The organism is Gemmatimonas aurantiaca (genome assembly GCF_037190085.1).
In the GTDB taxonomy this organism is placed as follows: Bacteria; Gemmatimonadota; Gemmatimonadetes; order Gemmatimonadales; family Gemmatimonadaceae; genus Gemmatimonas; species Gemmatimonas aurantiaca_A.
Genome location: NZ_JBBCJO010000012.1, coordinates 45,606 through 63,766, shown reverse-complemented (window position 1 = coordinate 63,766; position 18,161 = coordinate 45,606). Strand labels below are relative to the sequence as shown.

The 18,161-nt window shown below is 66.6% G+C and carries 13 protein-coding genes; 12 read left to right on the top strand and 1 reads right to left on the bottom strand.

Annotated features, from left to right (window positions below):
* Nucleotides 1-25: 25 nt before the first annotated feature.
* A complete protein-coding gene (locus WG208_RS14950) occupies nt 26-1,000 on the bottom strand; it encodes an ABC transporter permease (RefSeq protein WP_337172183.1) in 975 nt (324 codons plus the stop codon).
* 21 nt (nt 1,001-1,021) lie between these two features.
* Here WG208_RS14950 and WG208_RS14945 point away from each other — a divergent pair, with 21 nt between their 5' ends.
* The 12 genes from WG208_RS14945 (at nt 1,022) to WG208_RS14890 (ending at nt 18,135) form a co-directional block, all read left to right on the top strand.
* Nucleotides 1,022-2,719 carry a peptide ABC transporter substrate-binding protein gene (locus WG208_RS14945; RefSeq protein ID WP_337172182.1) on the top strand — a complete coding sequence of 566 codons (1,698 nt, stop codon included), beginning with the start codon at nt 1,022-1,024 and terminating at the stop codon, nt 2,717-2,719.
* On the top strand, nt 2,716-5,925 hold the full coding sequence (locus tag WG208_RS14940) for a heparinase II/III family protein (RefSeq protein WP_337172181.1): 3,210 nt from the start codon (nt 2,716-2,718) through the stop codon (nt 5,923-5,925). The genes WG208_RS14945 and WG208_RS14940 overlap by 4 nt, the downstream gene beginning before the upstream one ends.
* Nucleotides 5,926-6,019: 94 nt before the next feature.
* Nucleotides 6,020-6,883, top strand: coding sequence for an RNA methyltransferase (locus WG208_RS14935; protein WP_337172180.1), 864 nt, complete (start codon nt 6,020-6,022; stop codon nt 6,881-6,883).
* Complete coding sequence (locus tag WG208_RS14930; protein ID WP_337172179.1) at nt 6,880-8,118, top strand: aminotransferase class III-fold pyridoxal phosphate-dependent enzyme; 1,239 nt, start codon at nt 6,880-6,882, stop codon at nt 8,116-8,118. The genes WG208_RS14935 and WG208_RS14930 overlap by 4 nt, the downstream gene beginning before the upstream one ends.
* A gap of 28 nt (nt 8,119-8,146) precedes the next feature.
* Complete coding sequence (locus tag WG208_RS14925; RefSeq protein WP_337172178.1) at nt 8,147-9,046, top strand: amidohydrolase family protein; 900 nt, start codon at nt 8,147-8,149, stop codon at nt 9,044-9,046.
* A gap of 5 nt (nt 9,047-9,051) precedes the next feature.
* Nucleotides 9,052-9,906, top strand: a complete 855-nt coding sequence (locus WG208_RS14920) for a hypothetical protein (RefSeq protein WP_337172177.1) — start codon at nt 9,052-9,054, stop codon at nt 9,904-9,906.
* Nucleotides 9,907-10,339: 433 nt separating this feature from the next.
* Nucleotides 10,340-10,957: a cytochrome c3 family protein gene (locus WG208_RS14915; protein ID WP_337172176.1), complete on the top strand. Its 618-nt coding sequence runs from the start codon at nt 10,340-10,342 to the stop codon at nt 10,955-10,957.
* Between the two features lie 19 nt (nt 10,958-10,976).
* Nucleotides 10,977-14,018 carry a molybdopterin-dependent oxidoreductase gene (locus WG208_RS14910; protein ID WP_337172175.1) on the top strand — a complete coding sequence of 1,014 codons (3,042 nt, stop codon included), beginning with the start codon at nt 10,977-10,979 and terminating at the stop codon, nt 14,016-14,018.
* An 11-nt stretch (nt 14,019-14,029) separates the two neighbouring features.
* A complete protein-coding gene (nrfD, locus tag WG208_RS14905) occupies nt 14,030-15,490 on the top strand; it encodes an NrfD/PsrC family molybdoenzyme membrane anchor subunit (RefSeq protein ID WP_337172174.1) in 1,461 nt (486 codons plus the stop codon).
* On the top strand, nt 15,490-15,990 hold the full coding sequence (locus WG208_RS14900) for a DUF3341 domain-containing protein (protein ID WP_337172173.1): 501 nt from the start codon (nt 15,490-15,492) through the stop codon (nt 15,988-15,990). Before nrfD ends, WG208_RS14900 begins: the two co-directional genes overlap by 1 nt.
* 10 nt (nt 15,991-16,000) lie before the next feature.
* Nucleotides 16,001-16,807 (top strand): cytochrome c, encoded by an 807-nt coding sequence (locus WG208_RS14895; RefSeq protein WP_337172172.1) that lies wholly within the window; start codon nt 16,001-16,003, stop codon nt 16,805-16,807.
* On the top strand, nt 16,804-18,135 hold the full coding sequence (locus tag WG208_RS14890; RefSeq protein WP_337172171.1) for a hypothetical protein: 1,332 nt from the start codon (nt 16,804-16,806) through the stop codon (nt 18,133-18,135). The genes WG208_RS14895 and WG208_RS14890 overlap by 4 nt, the downstream gene beginning before the upstream one ends.
* Nucleotides 18,136-18,161 lie beyond the last annotated feature (26 nt).

Below are 18,161 nucleotides of genomic sequence, written 5' to 3'. Positions count from 1 at the left end.
TCATGCAAACGCTCACGCGAATGCCTCACGCCGTGCGCCGCCGCGGATCGAGCCACCATAGCAGCACGTCCGCCAGCAGATTGGAGGTGATCACCGTGGCCGCGTACACGAGCGTGAGACCCAGCACCACCGGATAGTCGCGACCGGCGATGGCCTGCAGCATGGTGCGTCCGAGCCCGGGCCAGGCGAACACCTGCTCGACGAACACCGAACCCGCGATCACGCCCGGCAACGTGAGTCCGAAGAGCACGACCAGCGGCGTGAGCGCATTGCGGACGACGTGATGCCACTCCACACGCGGTTGCGAGAGCCCACGCGCCGTGGCGCTGGTCACGTGCGGCGATTCGGCGGCTTCACGAAAACTCTGTCGCGCGAACCGGGTCACACCGGCCACGCCGGGCACACTGAGCACCAGCAGCGGCAACACCGCATGTCGCCACCGATCCATCCAGGTGGGCACGTCGGCGCCCGGGTCCTGCATGCCGAAGGCGGGGAGCCGCATCCAGGCCGGAAGCTCCAGCCAGACCACCCCCGATGTGAACAGCGTGACGAGCGCCAGCGCGAGCCAGAAGCTGGGGGCGGCATACAGCACGGTGCCCAGCACCGACATCGCACGATCCAGCATCGTCGATGCGCGCAACGCCTGCCACACGCCCAGCAGCGTGCCGGCCAGGAAGGTGATGGCCAGCGACACGCCGCCCAGGAACAGCGACACCGGCAGTGCTTCCGCGATCACCGCGGTGACCGGCATGGCCCGCGTGAGACTGACGCCGAGATCGCCCCGCAGCACGTCCAGCACCCAGCGCACATATTGCACCGGAAGCGGGGCGTCGAGCCCCAGTTGGGTTCTCAGGCGCGCTGCCTCGTCGGCCGATGCGGTGGGCGCAATCAGCAACGTCGCCGGATCACCCGGCGCCAGATGGATGAGCGCGAAGGTGATGGAGATGACGAGCCAGAGCAGCACGAGCGCGTCGAACACGCGCAATGAGAATCGGCGCACGGCAGGATGATCGCATCGGGGATGGGAACGTCAACCCGGAAACGATGGGCGCGGCGCTTCCGGGTGCGCGCGCGGCTTCCGATCGGACTGATGATGGGGCTGCTGGCCGGCCTGTGCTCGGCGTGTGGGGCGCCGCCGCGTGCACCGGGCACCGTGGTGATGGCATCGGGAACCGATCTCGAATCGGGCAATCCGCTGATCACCATTCATCCGCTGTCCCGACAGTTGCAGCGCCATGCCGTGTTCGTGACGCTCGTGCGGCTGGACAGCCTACTGCAGCCGGAGCCCTATGCGGCGCGGGGATGGCAGTGGGACAGCGACCGACGCGCGGTGACCTTCACGCTTGCCCCCGAGTTACGCTGGCATGACGGTGAGCCCATGACCGCGCACGACGTGGCGTTCACATTCGACGCCGCGGCCGACTCCGCCCTGGGATCGCCGCGCCGGGCGGATGTGTCCATCGTGCAGCGCATCGCGACCCCGGACAGTCAGACGGTGCGTGTGCAGTTCCTGACACCGCAACCCACGCTGCCGCTCATCTTTGCCGAACTGCCCATCGTGCCACGACACCTGCTGGACAGCGTCCCACGCGCGCGGTGGCGGTCACACGCGTTCTCCACGAATCCGGTGGGCAGCGGACCATTCCGGTTTGCCGGTCGTGTCCCCGGTCGCCGATGGGAGTTCGTACGCAATGAGGCATTCCCCGCCGCGCTGGGCGGTCCCCCACATCTCGCACGACTGGTGGTGGCCGTGGTCGACGAGGCGGCGACCAAGTTCGCCGGGCTGGTGAGTGGGGAGCTCGATCTGGCTGGTGTGTCTCCCGCCATGGCCCATCTGGTCGCGCGGGACTCATTGCTGCGGTTGCTCACGCCGCCGGTGCTGTTCTCGCAGGTGCTGGCGTTCAACACCACACGATCGCCGTTCGACGATGTGCGTGTGCGTCGAGCCGTGTCCCTGTCGATCGACCGCGCGCGACTGGTGCAGGCGGCCGTGGCCGGTTACGCCACACCGGCGACGGGGGCGATTCCACCGGGCTTGCCATTCTCCGATGTCGTGTCGGAGAGCGACGCCGACTCCAATGCCGGTGCGGATGCCGCGCGATCGGCACGTCTCGCCGCGCAGATGCAGGCCGACTCGCTGCTGGACGCCAGCGGATGGCGACGCGGCGACGTCACGGGCGCGGCCACGAACGCGAGCGTCAAGGGCACGCGCACGCGCGATGGCATGCCATTGCGCATCACACTGCTCACGGTCGGCAGCGGCGACATGGCCGTCGAACAACTGGTGCAGGCCGATCTCGCGGCACGTGGTATCGAGGTCTCCATCCGCGTGATGGAGCTCGCCACATTTCTCGGCACGGTACGTCACGCGGACAAGGCTCACCAGGGCGAATACGACATGGCCGTCACCGGTATCCCGGGCGACATCGGTCTCGGGCATCTGTCCGCGATGTTCGCCACGCGTCAGCGGGGCGGGGCACTCGACTACACGGGCTTTCACGACGGGCGGTTGGACCAGGCACTCGATATCGCACGTGGCGCTTCGCTGACGGAGCAGGGGGCGGCCTGGCGCAGCGTCGACCGCCTGCTCGCCGAATCCATGCCGGTCGCGTGGCTCTATCACGCGCGGGGCGTGCAGGGTGTCTCACGCCGTTTGCAGCATGTCGTGATGGATCTGCGCGGTGAACTGACCTCGGTGACGCAGTGGACCCGCGAATGACCCGGCTGCTCGCCTTCGATGTGCAGACTCGGCGTCGGGCCGTTGCGCCCGGCGGGGTGTTCGCCGCACTGGCGGATGGCCTCGCGGCGGAACTCGTGCCGCTGCAGCAGGCCGCAGCACTCCCCATTCCCGACGGAAAGGCGCGACTCACCCGGATTGGCGGCCGGTGTCCCGTGCATGGCGTGTTGCTGGAGTTCGATCCCTGGCAGCCCCGATCGCATCGCTGCCGTTTCTGTGCGCGTGATTACCAGCGCCCGGAGCACGACGACTGGTGGGCCATGAATGCACAGCTCTGGACGGTGGAACGGGCGGTGCATGCCGCGGCGCTGTTCCTGTTGCGCGGAGACCTCGCGCACGCGGAGCTGGCCGAGTCGATCCTGCGGGAACTCGCCGACCGGTATGACACATGGCCCAATCGCGACAACGTGCTCGGGCCTTCGCGTCCGTTCTTCAGCACGTATCTCGAATCGATCTGGCTGTTGAACGCCTGTCATGCGTTATCGTTGCTGGAAACGGCGGGACGGCAGGTCGTGAGTGATGTCGTCCGCGACCGGCTGCTCACACCATCCAGTGCGCTCATTGCCGGATTTCCCGAGGGGCGTTCCAATCGGCAGGTGTGGAACGATATCGCGATCCTGAGTGCCTGGACGCTGCTGGGGCGTGAGCGGGAGGTCGACGCGCGACTGACGGCGCCACAATCGTTGCCCTGGTTGCTGGAACACGGATTGCTGGCCGATGGCAGTTGGTACGAAGGCGAGAACTACCATCTCTTCGCCCATCGCGGACTGTGGTATGGGGTGCAGTGGCTGCGGGCTACCGGTCGGATGTTGCCGGCCGTGCTCGATGAGCGGTTCCATCGCGGCTTTCTCACGCCGTTCGTGGGAGTGTTGCCCGACGAAACACTGCCCGCACGCCGGGACGCGCAGTATGCCGTGTCGATACGTCAGTGGCGCATCGCGGAGTACTGCGAACTCGGGCAGGCGTATCGGGCGGACCCGGTCCTCGCGGCGCTGCTGTCACGTCTCTATGCACCCGGTGTCGATGCCTCGGTTTTTCCGCGCGCCGGTCGACGTCTTTCCACCGCCGACGCCGAGCGTCATGATGCGCCAGGACCGTTGTCGCGGGCCGATCTGTCGTGGCGGGCGTTGCTCATGGCGGATGCACACACGAAGACCACGCCGGCGACGGCATCGGGTGCATCGAGGCAGACCGTGGACGGCTCGGCCGGAACTTCGACGGAGGCGTCAGGAACCCTGTTGACGTTGCCGAGTGCCTGTCTGCCATCGCAGGGATTGGCCGTCATCCGTCGCGACGGAGGGCAGGTGTATGTCGCGCTGGAAGGTGGCGAGACCGGTGGAGGTCATGGGCATCCCGATCGGCTTGCGCTCACCTTGCAGACCAACACGGAGCGCTGGCTCGATGACCCCGGCACGGGCAGTTATGTGGAGCGTACACTGCACTGGTATCGCAGCACGCTCGCCCATCACGCGCCCCTGGTGAATGGCCGGTCGCAGCAGCGGAAGCCGGCCACGTTGCTGGCGTTCGAGGACCGCGGTGGTGCGGGCTGGATCCGCAAACGTGTACACGATATCGCGCCTGGGGTGATCGTCACCCGCACGGTGGTGGTGTGTGACGGGCACCTCGTGGATGTGCTGGAATGGGAGGCGCCGGAATCGGTGGTGATCACGCTGCCGGTCGCGGGCGCGGCCACGGTGCCGTCAGTGGCCGCGTGGGAGCCCACGATCCGCGAGGGCGCGGGTGGTCTCGAAGACGGCTTCGATTTTTTGCGCCGGGTGGAGCAGGCGCGCCTGGCCATTGCCGTCGATGCCGATGAGCGTTCCGGAGTGGACGCCGGCGCGGGCGCCACGACGTCATCGGCCGGTGTTCCCGTCGAACTCGTGCCGCGCACCACGGGAGGCGACGGACCAGACTCCGAACGAGGCGCCGAACAAATCGCCGACGCGACACAGGTATGGTATGCCGCGAGTGCGCCCATGCGCCTGTTGCGGGCGGATGCGCCGTCACCGCCCCTCGGTGCGGGAAGCGCCGGGGCCGCGGCGACCGGGACATCGGTCAACGACCCAGGGCAGGATCCGTCGCTACGCATGGTCCCACGCCACTGGCTCGAAGTGACCGGCACACGGGGCTGCATCGTGGGCGTATGGAGCTGGGCGCTGCATGAACGGCATGGCAGCCCATCCGCGGTGCACCGTGTGTCCTTTCCCCGACTGTCACCTGCCGGCTCTCCCCTCGCCAGCCATGCGCCCTCCGATGCAGTGGTCCGCATCGAAACGGTGGATGGCACGATCAGTGAACACCGCCCGACCGACACCGGCTGGCAGATCGCGCTGACGGCACGACACGCGCGCAGCAGCATCGATCTCGATGCACTCGCGTCGGCGGCGGCACCAGCGGTCGATACCGTCGCACCCGCACCCGCACCCGACGGGGATTCCGATACGGGGACTCCATCGTCCCTGGCCGAACGTCCATCCATCACCGTGCCACGATCAGGCCGGGCGGCAGTCCCGTCGTTACGGGAGCCACTGACCGGGGCGACGGTGGTCACGCTTGCGGCGTCCAACTATCGGCCCACCGAGTGGCCATGGAGCGCCACCCACGCTCCGTCGGCGCGTGTGGCGCTGCTGTGTACCGACGACGTGCTGGTGGCCCGCCTCTCCATGCGGCTGGGGATGACCGGCGAGGCGCCGCCGGCTTCGCCGCGCTGGGGCACCGGCTCGACGGCCGCCATGCCGGACAATCCGCTCGACAACGAACGGGCGGATGTGAACGTGAGCGGCGTACAGTGGTACGTCACCGGCGATGGGCGCACCTGGAATGCCGCCGGTCTGGTGGCGCTGCTCGGCGGTGAACCACATGGCACTCCCGAGCCCGCAGGTGTCCGACTCACGGCGCTGGTGAACACGGACAATCGACCCGAACCCGTGGGTCAGCCCACGTGTCAGTGGCAATCGCACCCCGATGGCTGGGATCTCCAGCTGGTCTGGTCGCTGGCTGCCCTACCAGTCACGGAGGCCAATGGACATGGACATCGGGTGGTCGGCTTTCAACTCGTGATCAACGAAGCCATCGACGGACGCGAACGACGCCTCGGCCAACTGGTCCTGGGCGGGGGAGGAGGCTTTGCCTACCTGCGTGGTGACCGGGAGGACCCGCGGAGCGCCTTGACGTTGCATCTGCCCTGACCCCGCAGCCACTTCCCGAGCCACTCCCCGTCACGTGCCGTCCCTGGGCCCGGACGGACGACGCGTCGATGACGGAAGGCGCTATCTTGGGCGCATGACCGATTCGATTCTCAACGCCGTGACGGTGGTGCTCTACGAATCCCAGGATTCGATCAACATCGGCGGCGTGGTGCGGGCCATGAAGAACATGGGCGTCCGCGATCTGCGTCTCATCCGCCCCCGGCCCTACGACCCCACGCGCGTGGAGCAAGTCGCGCACGATACGCGCGATATCGTCGAACGTATCCGGCACTTCGAGACCATCGACGAGGCGCTGGCCGACTGCGTGTACGTGGTGGGATTCTCCGGGCGTCGGCAGGCCGCACGCTGGGCGCGTCACACGCCACGCAGTGCGGCGGTGGACCTGCTCGAGCATGCGCAGGTAGGACGTGTGGCCATCATGTTCGGGCGCGAGGATCATGGGCTCCCCAACGAGGCGCTCGACCGGTCGCACGCCATCTGCACCATTCCCACCACCGAGCACTTTTCGCTGAACGTGGCGCAGGCGTGTCTGCTGGGCCTCTACGAACTGCACATGCTGGCCGGCGACGCCACGAAAAAGCTGCCGCCGCCCCGGCATGCCGCCGGCGCGCCCGGCAAGGAGGCGATGGAGCAGACGTTCGCCGACATGCGCAACGCCCTCGACGCCATCGCCTACTTCGGCACACGCAACGAGGAACTCGTCATGCGTACGTTCCGCTCGCTGGTGTTCCGGGCCAGTCCCGATGCGCGTGAACTGCTGCTCATTCGCACCGCCAGCATCGAAGTGCTGCGCACCATCGAGCGCGAAAGCCGCCTCGCCGTCCAGCGCGCGCTGGCGGAGCAGGGGCATACCCAACACGCGCACACGCAACGAGCGCACGCGGAGCAAGCCCATTCGCAGGCCGACACGACGGTGGAGAGCGGGCAGGGCGCATGACCCGCACCATTGCCTTCGGGGAGGATCCCGACGACGGATGGCGCTCGCGCGCCGCGGATGTCATTCCCGGGGGATGCTCCACGGGCAGCAAACGCCCCGAGGCTCTCTACGGCTCGCGGGCCTTCGATGCCGCGCTGCCCACGCATTTCGAGAGTGCACACGGCTGCACGCTCTGGAGCACCGACGGACGGCGGTTCATCGATCTTGGCATGGCGCTCGGCGCCGTCGGGATCGGGTATGCCGACCCTGCCATCACGCAGGCGGTGCAGGAGGCCGCGGCGCAGGGCAATGTGTCGTCGTTGCCGCACCGGCTCGAGGTGGAGGTGGCCGAACGGCTCATCGAAGTGATCCCCTGCGCGGAGCAGGTGCGGTTTCTGCGCACGGGCGCCGAGGCGACGGCGGCCGCGGTGCGCATTGCCCGCACGGTCACGGGGCGTCAGCGGGTGGTGGCGTGCGGGTATTTCGGCTGGCTCGATTGGTCGAGTGACGCGGCGGGTGTGTCCCCCGACGTCCGCCGGGCCGTCACCTGGATTCCGTTCAACGACCGTGACGCATTGCGCGCGGCGGTGTACGACGGAGCGGCCGAGACGCCGGCCGCGATCATCATCGAACCGCTCGTGCACGAGATCGCGTCGCGTGAGTGGTTGCAGGCGGCACGTGACGCCGCCGATGCCACCGGTGCCCTGCTCATCTTCGACGAAGTGAAGACGGCATTTCGTGTGCGTACCGGCGGCGTGCAATCGCTGCACGATGTCGTGCCCGATCTCACCGCCCTCGGCAAGGCGCTCGCGAATGGCTATCCACTGGCCGCCGTGGTGGGCCGCGCCGGTGTGATGGAAGAGGCCACGCGCACCTGGATTTCCTCCACCGCGGCCACCGAAGCCACGGGACTGGCCGCGGCCAGCGCGGTGCTCGAATGGCACGAGCGACTCGACATCTGTGAACGCATGGCCAGTGCCGGTGGCCTGCTGCAGGAGATCGTGGGCCGTGCTCTCGAGGAAGCGCCGTGGGTGGGGGTGCAGGTGGCCGGTCCACCCATGATGTGGCGGCTGGTGTCCGATGTGCCTGAACGGATCGACGCGCTGGTGGCTGCCGCGGCGCGCGGTGGTGTGTTGCTCAAGCGCGGCGCGTATCAGTTCGGCGCGATGGCGCATGACGACAGCGCCTGCGAAGACGTCGCGCGTGTGCTTCCCGAGGTGATGCAGGAGTTGCTCCCCGGTCCCCGTCGATCATGAGCCTGTCTGAGTCTGCCATGAGCTTGCCATGAGTCAGTCCGTCATGAACGTGTCGTCTGCAACCGACACTGTGGCCGGCGCACCGTTGGGTGGACCGGAGCCGCTCATCGACCCGCACGCACACTTCCACACGCCGTACACCAATCGCGGCGACTGGATGCGCTATAATCAGTCGCGTCTCGAGGCTGGCGCACGCATCGGGGTGCGGTGTCACGTGGCCTCGGTGCTGGGTTCGTGGGGGTACACCTCGCCCACGTACTTCGCTTCGCCCGACGATCAGACCCGCGCCAACGACTGGATGCTGACGTTCGCCGCGTCGGAAGGCGCGCGCGTGAAGGCCTATGTGGCCGTGAATCCCAACTTCACGACGCATGCGCTGCACGAGATCGAACGTGGACTCGCCCGCGGAGCCATCGGCATCAAGCTCGCCGCCGGCCGTCGGGCCGATGACGTGCTGCTCGACGACATCGCGCAACGGGCCGCCGAGGCGCGGGTGCCGGTGCTGCATCACGTGTGGCAGCATCGCCGCCGCGACTGGCCCAACCAGGACGCGTCGGATGGCATCGAACTCGCACGACTCGCGGCACGACATCCTGCCGTCACGTTTCTCCTCGCCCACATCGGCGGCGGCGGCGACTGGGCGCACACCCCGCCGGCCATTCGCGATCTTCCCAACATCGTCATGGATCTCTCGGGCAGCGGCATCGATCGGGGGATGATCGATCACGCCCTGCGCTGGATCGGCGCGCGGCGTCTGTTGTGGGCCGCCGATCTGACGCTCTGCACCGGCCTCACCAAACTGCGGGCTTTGGCGTACACGGGGGCGTCGGACGAGGAGATCGCCGACATGCGCTGGCGGAACGCCGCGCGGATCTTCCCGCCCGGCGCGTTCGATGCGGTCCTCGACGAGGGCATTCCGGCATCATGAGCCTCATGAACTCGCCCGCGACCCGCACACCCGATCCGTCATCCGGCAACCCGCCACAACCGCGTCCGAGGCGTCCGATCGATGTCAGCGCCTGGGTGGGCGGCTACCCCTTCCGCGACATCCCGCACCCCGAGCCCGACATCCTGGTGCGGGTGCTGGAGCGCGAAGGCTTCGGCGGCGCGTGGGTGGGACATCTGCCGGGGACGTTCTTCCGCGATCCCGAGCCGGCCAATCAGGCACTGTATGCCGCAGTGGCGCCGCATCGGCAGTGGCTGCACCCGGCGCCGCTCGTGCGGCCCGACTGGCCGCGGTGGGAAGAGGCGTTGCGCACCGCCGTGAACGAAGGCGCACCGGCCGTGCGGGTCTGTCCACCGCAGTGGGGGCTGGGGGTGGGGCATCCGGCGCTGGCCGAACTGGCCCGCGCCTGTGGGGAGGCGGGGGTCGTGCTGCACCTGACGGTGCGGTTCGAAGATCTGCGGCAGCGCCACGCCCTGGACGGGGCCGGAGACCTGGCTGCCGCATCGGTGCGGGCGCTGGCCCGTCTGTCGGGTTCGCGCTGCCGTCTGGTCGTGGCCGGTGCGGGGCGCGAGTTCATCGAAGAAGTGCACTGGGGACTCACCCCCGACGAGCAGCAGCGGGTGTGGTACGACTGGCACTGGGTCTGGGGACCGCCGGAAGACCACTTCGCCCATCTGGTACGCACCCTGGGGCCGGAACGGTTGGTCTGGAGCAGCTGGTGGCCGCTCCGGCTCACCCAGCAGGCGCGGGCATTGGTCGATCTGCTGCCCGACGACCTACGGGCGCAGGCTTCGCGGCTGGCTGATGGTCGACTGATCAGCGCCAACGCGCGGCAACGTTGAACTCGGCGCCTGGCGCGACGCCAAACGCGACGCCAAACGCGATGCCCCGGCCCGTCCGACCTCTTCGTTCACCACGGCTCACGACGCCTCCGGCGCGTTCCACAACCATCCCAACACCACCGCGCCAGCAGGTACATCGGTGCGAAGCGCGACAGGCGGGCAGAGATCGAGTCTGCAAGCAAGCGACGAGCGCAAAATAGCCGTATGATTTAGTCGGGTATCTACTGACGGGGATATACGTTTTACACTTGCGTACAAATACGGGGCCAGTAATACTTCGCGCTTGCAAGAAACGAGTTGACAGCGACTTACACGGCTGACGCCGTGGTCTCCACGCATGACACGGACATCGCCTTTGCACCGCGGCAGAGGGAGGTCGGTTGTCGTGCCTGTCGTGTGTCTTCCGCCACCTACGCCTTCCCGGCCCAAGTCGATGACGGTCAAGAAGAAGTGGACGGTGATTCCCGGGTTCCTCGCGCTGGCCGCAGCGGCCACGCTGCTCTCGGCTTACAGCGGCGCGTCGTCGTCGCAGGGGCTGCGTGTGGAACAACCCGTCAAGTTCGTCCATGCGCCGCATGTGCAGAAGGCAGGCATGAACTGCCTCTATTGCCACAGTTCAGCCAACAAGTCGCCCGATCCGGGCAACGCGTCGGTGTCCACCTGCATGGGCTGTCACACGCTCGTGAAGGCGCAGTCGGCTGAGATCAAGAAGGTCGCGGCGTATGCGCAGAAGAATCAGCCGATTCCCTGGAACCGTGTGCACAAGGTGCCGGACTACGTGCAGTTCCCGCACTTCCGTCACGTGAATGCCGGCGTCACCTGCCAGACATGCCATGGCAACATCCAGGGGCAGGGCGCGCAGGGACCCGATACCAACTACGTACCCGTGCAGCAGGTGAACTCGCTCAACATGGGCTGGTGCATCAACTGTCACGTGCAGGGCTACAAGCCGGCCGAAGGAGCTCGCCTGGCAGGACAGCAGGTGACACCGGAGCTGGAAGCGATGCCCGCGAAGAAGGCGCGTTACGATTGCGCCGTCTGCCACTACTGATCATCGACCCTCCACAACGATGACCACAGAAGCGGGGACCGGCGTCAAGCGCCGCGAGTTCCTCAAGATCCTCGGCGCCACCGGCGCCACGACGGCGGTGGTCGGCTGCTCCTCCGAAAAGGTGGGCAAGCTGATCCCGTACGTCACGTCGCCCGACAACACCGTCCCTGGCGTGTCGCAGTACTACGCCACGAGCTGCCGCGAATGTGCAGCCGCGTGCGGTGTCCTGGCTGAAGTGCGCGATGGCCGTCCGATCAAGCTGGAAGGCAATCCCGATCATCCGCTCAACCGCGGCGCCATCTGCGCGACCGGTCTGTCGGCGATTCAGGGGGTGTACAATCCCGATCGGTATCGCTCGCCCATGGTGCGGGAGGGCAATGCCCTCAAGCCGACCACGTGGGACAAGGCCTACGAACTGCTGGCGCAGAAGCTCGGTGAAGTGAAGTCGAAGGGGCAGGCCGGCAATGTCGTGTTCATCAACCAGCACGAGACGGGCACCTTCCCGGGCTTCCTCGATCAGTGGCTGAAGGAGCAGGGCATGCCGGCGCATCTGAGCGTCGACAGCACGGCGCCCATCGCCACGATCGCCGCCAACCAGAAGGCGTACGGTGCGGCGTGGCCGGCGCTCGATTTTGGCGCGGCGAAACTGGTCGTGAGCTTCGGGGCCGACTTCCTCGACAGCTGGGGCCACAGCGTGCCGCAGCAGCTCGACTGGGCCGATGCCCGCGGGAAGCTCGACAGCGCGCCGCGCCTCGTCTACATCGGCGCGCGCCGGTCGCTGACGGGCCTCAACGCCGATCAGTGGATCGCGGCGAAGCCGGGCAGCGAAATGGCCATCTGCGCGGCCCTCACGGGCGCCGGCACGGCCGCTGCGGCCGCGGACGCGGCCAACGTGCCGGTCGCCACCATCGAAGCGCTGGTGAAGGCGGTGGCCGATGCCGGCAACGGCATCATGGCGCTGTGTGGTGTCAGCGGCAACGACGCGGTCGAATGCGGCGTGATGGTGGCGGACATCAACAAGAAGGGCGGCGCGGTCGGCAACACGATCAAGCCCGCCAAGGCGCACGGCGCGTACACCGGTCTCGCCTCGTACGCCGATCTGGCGGCGGCGGTGAAGAACATGGACGCCGGTGCGGTGCCGCTCGCCTTCGTGCGCGGCGCCAACCCCGCGCACACCATGCCCAAGTCGGCCGGTTTCGCGGCGGCGTTCGCCAAGGTCGCCTTCAAGGTGTCGTTCTCGTCGATGCCCGACGAAACGGCGCAGATGGCCGACCTCGTGCTCCCCGACAATCACTGGCTCGAAAGCTGGGGCGATGCGGTCGGGGAAACCGGCCAGATCAGCCTGCAGCAGCCTACGCTCGATTCGGTCTTCGACACCCGCGCCACGGCCGATGTGCTCATCGACCTCGCCAAGAAGGATCAGGCGCTGGCCGCGAAGTACAACGTGGCGAACTTCCGCAGCTGGTACATCAGCAAGTTCCCGGGTGGGGCGTCGGCGTTTGCCACCGCGCTCACCAAGGCGAGCATCGCAGGGGCACCGCTGGTGGCCACCACCACCCGCACCCTGGGCACCACGGCATCGCCGGTGAACGCGGGCGCGGGTGAGTACTTCGTGCAGGTCTATCCGTCGTCCACGCTGGGCGATGGCGCCGGGGCCAACAAGCCCTGGCTGCAGGAGCTGCCCGATCCCGTCACCAAGATCGCCTGGCAGTCGTGGATCGAAGTGCATCCGTCCACCGCCAAGAAGCTCGGCATCAAGGAAGGATCGCACCTCACCGTCGAGACGGCGGCCGGCAAGGTCACCGCGCCGGCGTACATCTACATGGGTGTGCGGGCCGATACCGTGGCCATCGCGCTCGGTCAGGGTCACACGGCGTACGGCCGCTTCGCGCAGAACATCGGCGTCAACGCCTACGACCTCGTGTCGCATGGCTGGGACAGCGCCGGCGGGCTCGCGATCGGCGAAGTGAAGGGCAAGGTCACGGTGGGCGCCGACACGTCGCCGCTCGTGACCACCGAAGGCTCCGCGCGCCAGCATGGACGCGGGATCGCGCAGGCCATGACCCTCGCGGCACTGCTCGGTCAGGAGAGCGAGGACGAGCATGGGCACCACGCCATCCCCGGTCTCCCGTCGCAGGATTTCCGCACCGGCCTCAAGGCGCCGGTGGCCGCCGACGCGCAGGGTGAATACGCCAATCCCCTCTCCAAGGATCAGGGGATGTACTCGGCCGATCACTCGAGCAAGATGGAGAGCCGCCGCTGGGCGATGACCATCGACCTCGCGCGCTGCACCGGTTGCTCGGCCTGCGTGACGGCCTGTTACAGCGAGAACAACATCCCCACGGTGGGTGCCCCGTATCAGGGACGCGCGCTCAGCCCGCTCACGTGGGACGAGCGGCCGGGTGCGAACATCATCAAGGGCCGCGAAATGGCGTGGCTCCGCGTGGAACGCTACTACGAAGGCAACGAGAACACGGAAAACGAGTTCTCGCCCGACTTCGAGACGCGCTTCGTGATGATGATGTGTCAGCACTGCGGCAACGCGCCGTGCGAACCGGTGTGCCCCGTGTACGCCACGTATCACTCGCCCGACGGCCTCAACGTGCAGGTCTACAACCGCTGCGTGGGCACGCGCTACTGCAGCAACAACTGCCCGTACAAGGTCCGCTACTTCAACTGGTTCGGATACGGCGAGCCGGAACGTCGCCAGTACGCCTGGCCGGAGCCGATGCACTGGGGCCTCAACCCCGACGTCACCGTGCGCGGCAAGGGCGTCATGGAGAAGTGCTCCTTCTGCGTGCAGCGTATCCGCGAAGCGGAGCACCGCGCGAAGGCCGAGGAGCGCGATCTCGCGCCCGACGAGTTCACGGTGGCGTGCGCGCAGGCGTGTGCCTCCCGGGCCATCATCTTCGGCGATGCCGCGGATGAGAACTGGACGGTTTCGAAGCTCGCCTACGATCGCCGCGCCTATCACGTGTTCGAGGAACTGAACGCGTACACGGCCGTGGTCTATCTCAAGAAGGTCAACTATCCGGCGCCGGCTGCACCGGCGACGGCCTGAGGAGCGCACGCATGGCATCCGTCGCACATCCGGTGCGTGAGGGGGGGGGCATCCGTGGGCCGAACATCGCGTCGGCCGACGTGCAGCTCCCGGCCGTCCGGGATTACGAGCAGGTCGATCGCGATATCATCGGCACCCTGGGATTCACCAAGAAGTGGTTCCTGGGGTTGTCGGTGGCCGTGCTCGCCATGCTCATCGGCGCCTCGGCGTGGATCTACCAGATCTACTGGGGCCTCGGTCAGGCGGGCTACGAACCGCCGGTGATGTGGGGTAACTACATCATCACGTTCGTTTTCTGGGTCGGTATCGGTCACGCCGGTACGCTCATCTCCGCCATTCTGTATCTCTTCCGCGCCGGCTTCCGCACCTCGATCTATCGAGCGGCCGAAGCGATGACGGTGTTCGCCGTCATGACGGCCGGTCTGTTCCCGATCATTCACATCGGGCGGCCGTGGAAGTTCTTCTGGCTGATTCCGTATCCGAACTGGCGCCTGTTGTGGCCGAACTTCAAGTCGCCGCTGGTGTGGGACGTCTTCGCCATCTCGACGTACCTCACCATCTCGACCACGTTTCTCTTCATCGGTCTGATCCCCGACATCGCGGTACTCCGCGACAAGGAGACCAACCCGATGCGGAAGCGGATCCTCAGCATTCTCTCGCTGGGCTGGCGCAACAGTGACCGCGAGTGGCGTCATTTCGCGAAGGCGTATCTGTTCCTCGCCGCCTTCTCGACGCCGCTGGTGCTCTCCGTGCACTCGGTCGTTTCCTTCGACTTCGCCATGGCGCTCACGCCGGGCTGGCACGCGTCGATCTTCCCGCCGTACTTCGTCGCCGGTGCCATCTTCTCCGGCTTCGCGATGGTGTGGACGATCGCCATCCCGATGCGCAAGTGGTTCAAGCTCGAGCACTACATCACGCTCAACCACCTCGATGCCACGGCCAAGGTCGTGCTCTTCACGTCGCTGGTGGTGGGCTCGGCGTACCTGATCGAGTTCTTCATCGCGTGGTACAGCAGCGTGCGCTTTGAGCAGGAGTTCTTCTGGAACCGCGTGTTCGGTCAGTGGTGGTGGGCGGCCTGGACGCTGCTCCTCTGCAACATGGCCATGCCGATGTCGCTGTGGTCGCAGAAGCTCCGCCGCAATCCGACGTGGCTGTTCATCCTGTCGCTGTTCATCAACCTCGGCATGTGGTTCGAGCGCTTCGTCATCGTGGTGCCGTCGCTCTCCCACGAGTTCGAACCGTGGCAGTGGGGCGGGTACACGGTGAGCTGGGTCGACATGTCGTTCCTGGTGGGCTCGTTCGGCTGGTTCTTCATGTGGTTCCTGCTGTTCGTGAAGCAGTTGCCCGTGATGGCGATCGCCGAGCTCAAGGAAATCGTGGTGCCGCGCACGAAATACGCGCACGAGCACGGTGTCGATACCGCCGGTCTTCATCATCCGTATGGCACGGAAACCCCCGGGGAGGACGAGTGATGCGCGGCGTAACTGGCGCGTTCCATGAGCTCGACACCACGGTGGCGGCCATCGAGGACCTCAAGAAGAAGCGCCTCGGGGATGTCACGGTGTATTCGCCGACCATTCGGCACGAGCTCGATCATGCAATCGATGCCCCGGTCTCCATCGTCCGGCGTTTCACGCTGGTGGGTGGTTTGCTGGGGGTGAGCTTCGGCTACTGGATCGCGATCTGGTCGTCGAACTACTGGCCGCTCGTCACGGGCGGCAAGGCGATCGCGTCGTGGATTCCCTACACCATCATCGGTTTCGAGGTGATGGTGCTCGTCGGCGCCCTGTCCACGGTGGCCGGCATGTTCATCAACTCGCGCATCCCGCGCCTGACCACCACCACCGGATACGACGCCCGTTTCTCGGGCGGCTACTTCGGCATCCATGTCGCGTGTGACGCCAGCAAGGCCGATCAGGCCGAAGCCCTGATGCGTCAGCACGGCGCGGCGGAGGTGCGGCGTGAAGCCTGAACCTTTCCTCATGTCTTCTGCCGTGACACGCGTCCTGCGCCTGTCTTCCGCGGTGGTGCTGCCGGTGGCGTTCGGCGCCTGCAACTGGTTCACCGATTTCAAGACGCAGCCCAGCATCGAACCCTGGGAGCCGGTGTCGCAGCTCGCGTCGGACACCACCACCCCGCCGCGGGGCAACCCGCAAGGGTCGGTGCCGGTGCAGGGGATGACGGCGGCCGCCTGGCAGATCAGCTACGAGCGTCTGCCGGTGGTGATCGATTCGTTCAATCCCATCCCGAATCCGCACCTCGCCACCGAAGCCTCGGTGGAGAACGGCCGGAAGCACTACCAGATCAACTGCGCCGTGTGCCACGGCATGGCCGGCGATGGCAACGGAGGCCTCAAGAAGGTCAACGCCGCCTACGGCTTCAGCCCCAGCCTGCTCACACCGCAGGCGCTCGGACGCTCCGACGGCTACCTGTACGGCATGATCCGCAACGGGCGCGGCCTGATGCCCAGCTACAACCGTATCGAAGACCAGGATCGCTGGGATGTGGTGAACTACATCCGGGCGCTCCAGGGCAAGGGATCGGTCAAGGCGGATACCACGCTCATCGGATACCCGGGTCAGAACGGCACCACGGTGCCGCGCGCTTCGGCCACGGCGCCCACGCGTCCCGTGCCGTTCGTTCGCCCGACGCAGACCCCCACGCCCGGTTCGCCGAACCTCAATTCGGGCACGTTCAAGGGCAACAACGAGTTCGACACCATGCGCAAGCTGCACGGATCGCACGACGAGAAGGCCGCTGCCGGTGAAGGCAAGGAGAAGCACGAGTGAGCCAGCACTATCACTATCCGCAACGCCAGGAGTTCGCCAAGCGCCTGGTCGCGAAGCCGGTGCCGGCGAGTCTCAAGACTCTCAGTCTGGTCGCCGCGCTGGTCGGTGTGGCCGTGTTTGCCTTCGGCCTGTTCACCAACCCCGACCGGGCCTGGCAGGCGCTGCACTTCAACTGGTTGTACTTCGCGTCGGTGTCCACGGCCGGTGTCGCGTTCGCGGCCATTCAGCGCATCGTGACGGCGCGCTGGTCGCGGCCCGTCATCCGGTTTGCCGAAGGGTTCGTGGCGTTCGTGCCGGTCGCGTTCGTCATCCTGCTCGCGATCCTGCTGTTCAGTGGTGACCACATCTTCACATGGGCCGGCCGCGAGGCGGTGCCCACCGTGGAGAAGGCCACCTATCTGAATCCCACGTTCTTCCTGATCCGCGGCATCTTCTTCTTCGGTCTGATGACCGTGCTGCAGCTGCTGTTCGTCTGGCACTCGGTGAAGATGGACGTGGCGGTGATGCCGGAATACGGCGCCAAGTGGGCGGCCGGACTCCGCGCGAAGATGCGGGCCGCATGGACCGGCGACGAACGTCGGGAGCTGCACTCCCAGCACTCGCTGCAGGGCAAGCTCGCGGTGGCCGTGTGCATCGCGTTCCCCATCGGGTGGTGCTTCATGGCGTGGGATTATTCCATGTCCATCTCGCTCCACTTCCAGCAGACGATGTACGCGTGGATCTTCTTCATGGGCGCGTGGGTGAACATGATCATGCTCACCGCACTGCTGTCGATGTGGTGGCGCAAGCATCTCGATGCCCCGGATCTGGTCACCATGGACCACTTCTGGGACCTCGGCAAGCTCGGGTTCGCGTTCACCGCGTTCATCGGCTACATCAGCTTCAGCCAGTACCTGGTGATCTGGTACGGCAACCTGCCGGAAGAGACGCACTTCTATCGTCTGCGCCTGTCGGGCGTGTGGAAGACGATGACCACGCTGATCCCGATCTTCGGTTTCGTGCTGCCGTTCTTCGGACTCATCTCCAAGGCCGCCAAGCTGTACCTGCCGACGTTCGTGCTCTTCGCGGTGTGCAGCATGATCGGCATCTATCTGCATCGCTACATCGAGATCTATCCGAGCATCTACGGTGAGGCGACGAGCCTGCCGTTCGGACTGCTGGAGATCGGTCAGACGGTCGGCTTCATCGGCCTCTGGGCGTTCAGCTACTTCGCGTTCATGGATGCCTTCCCCGTGATGCGCGTGTTCATGATGACCACGCCGTTCAAGGATGAAGTCCAGGTCCCGGTGAACCCGAAGACCATGGAACCGCTGCCGGCGCACGAATAAGGCTGGCCGGTGAAAGACGAACGGGC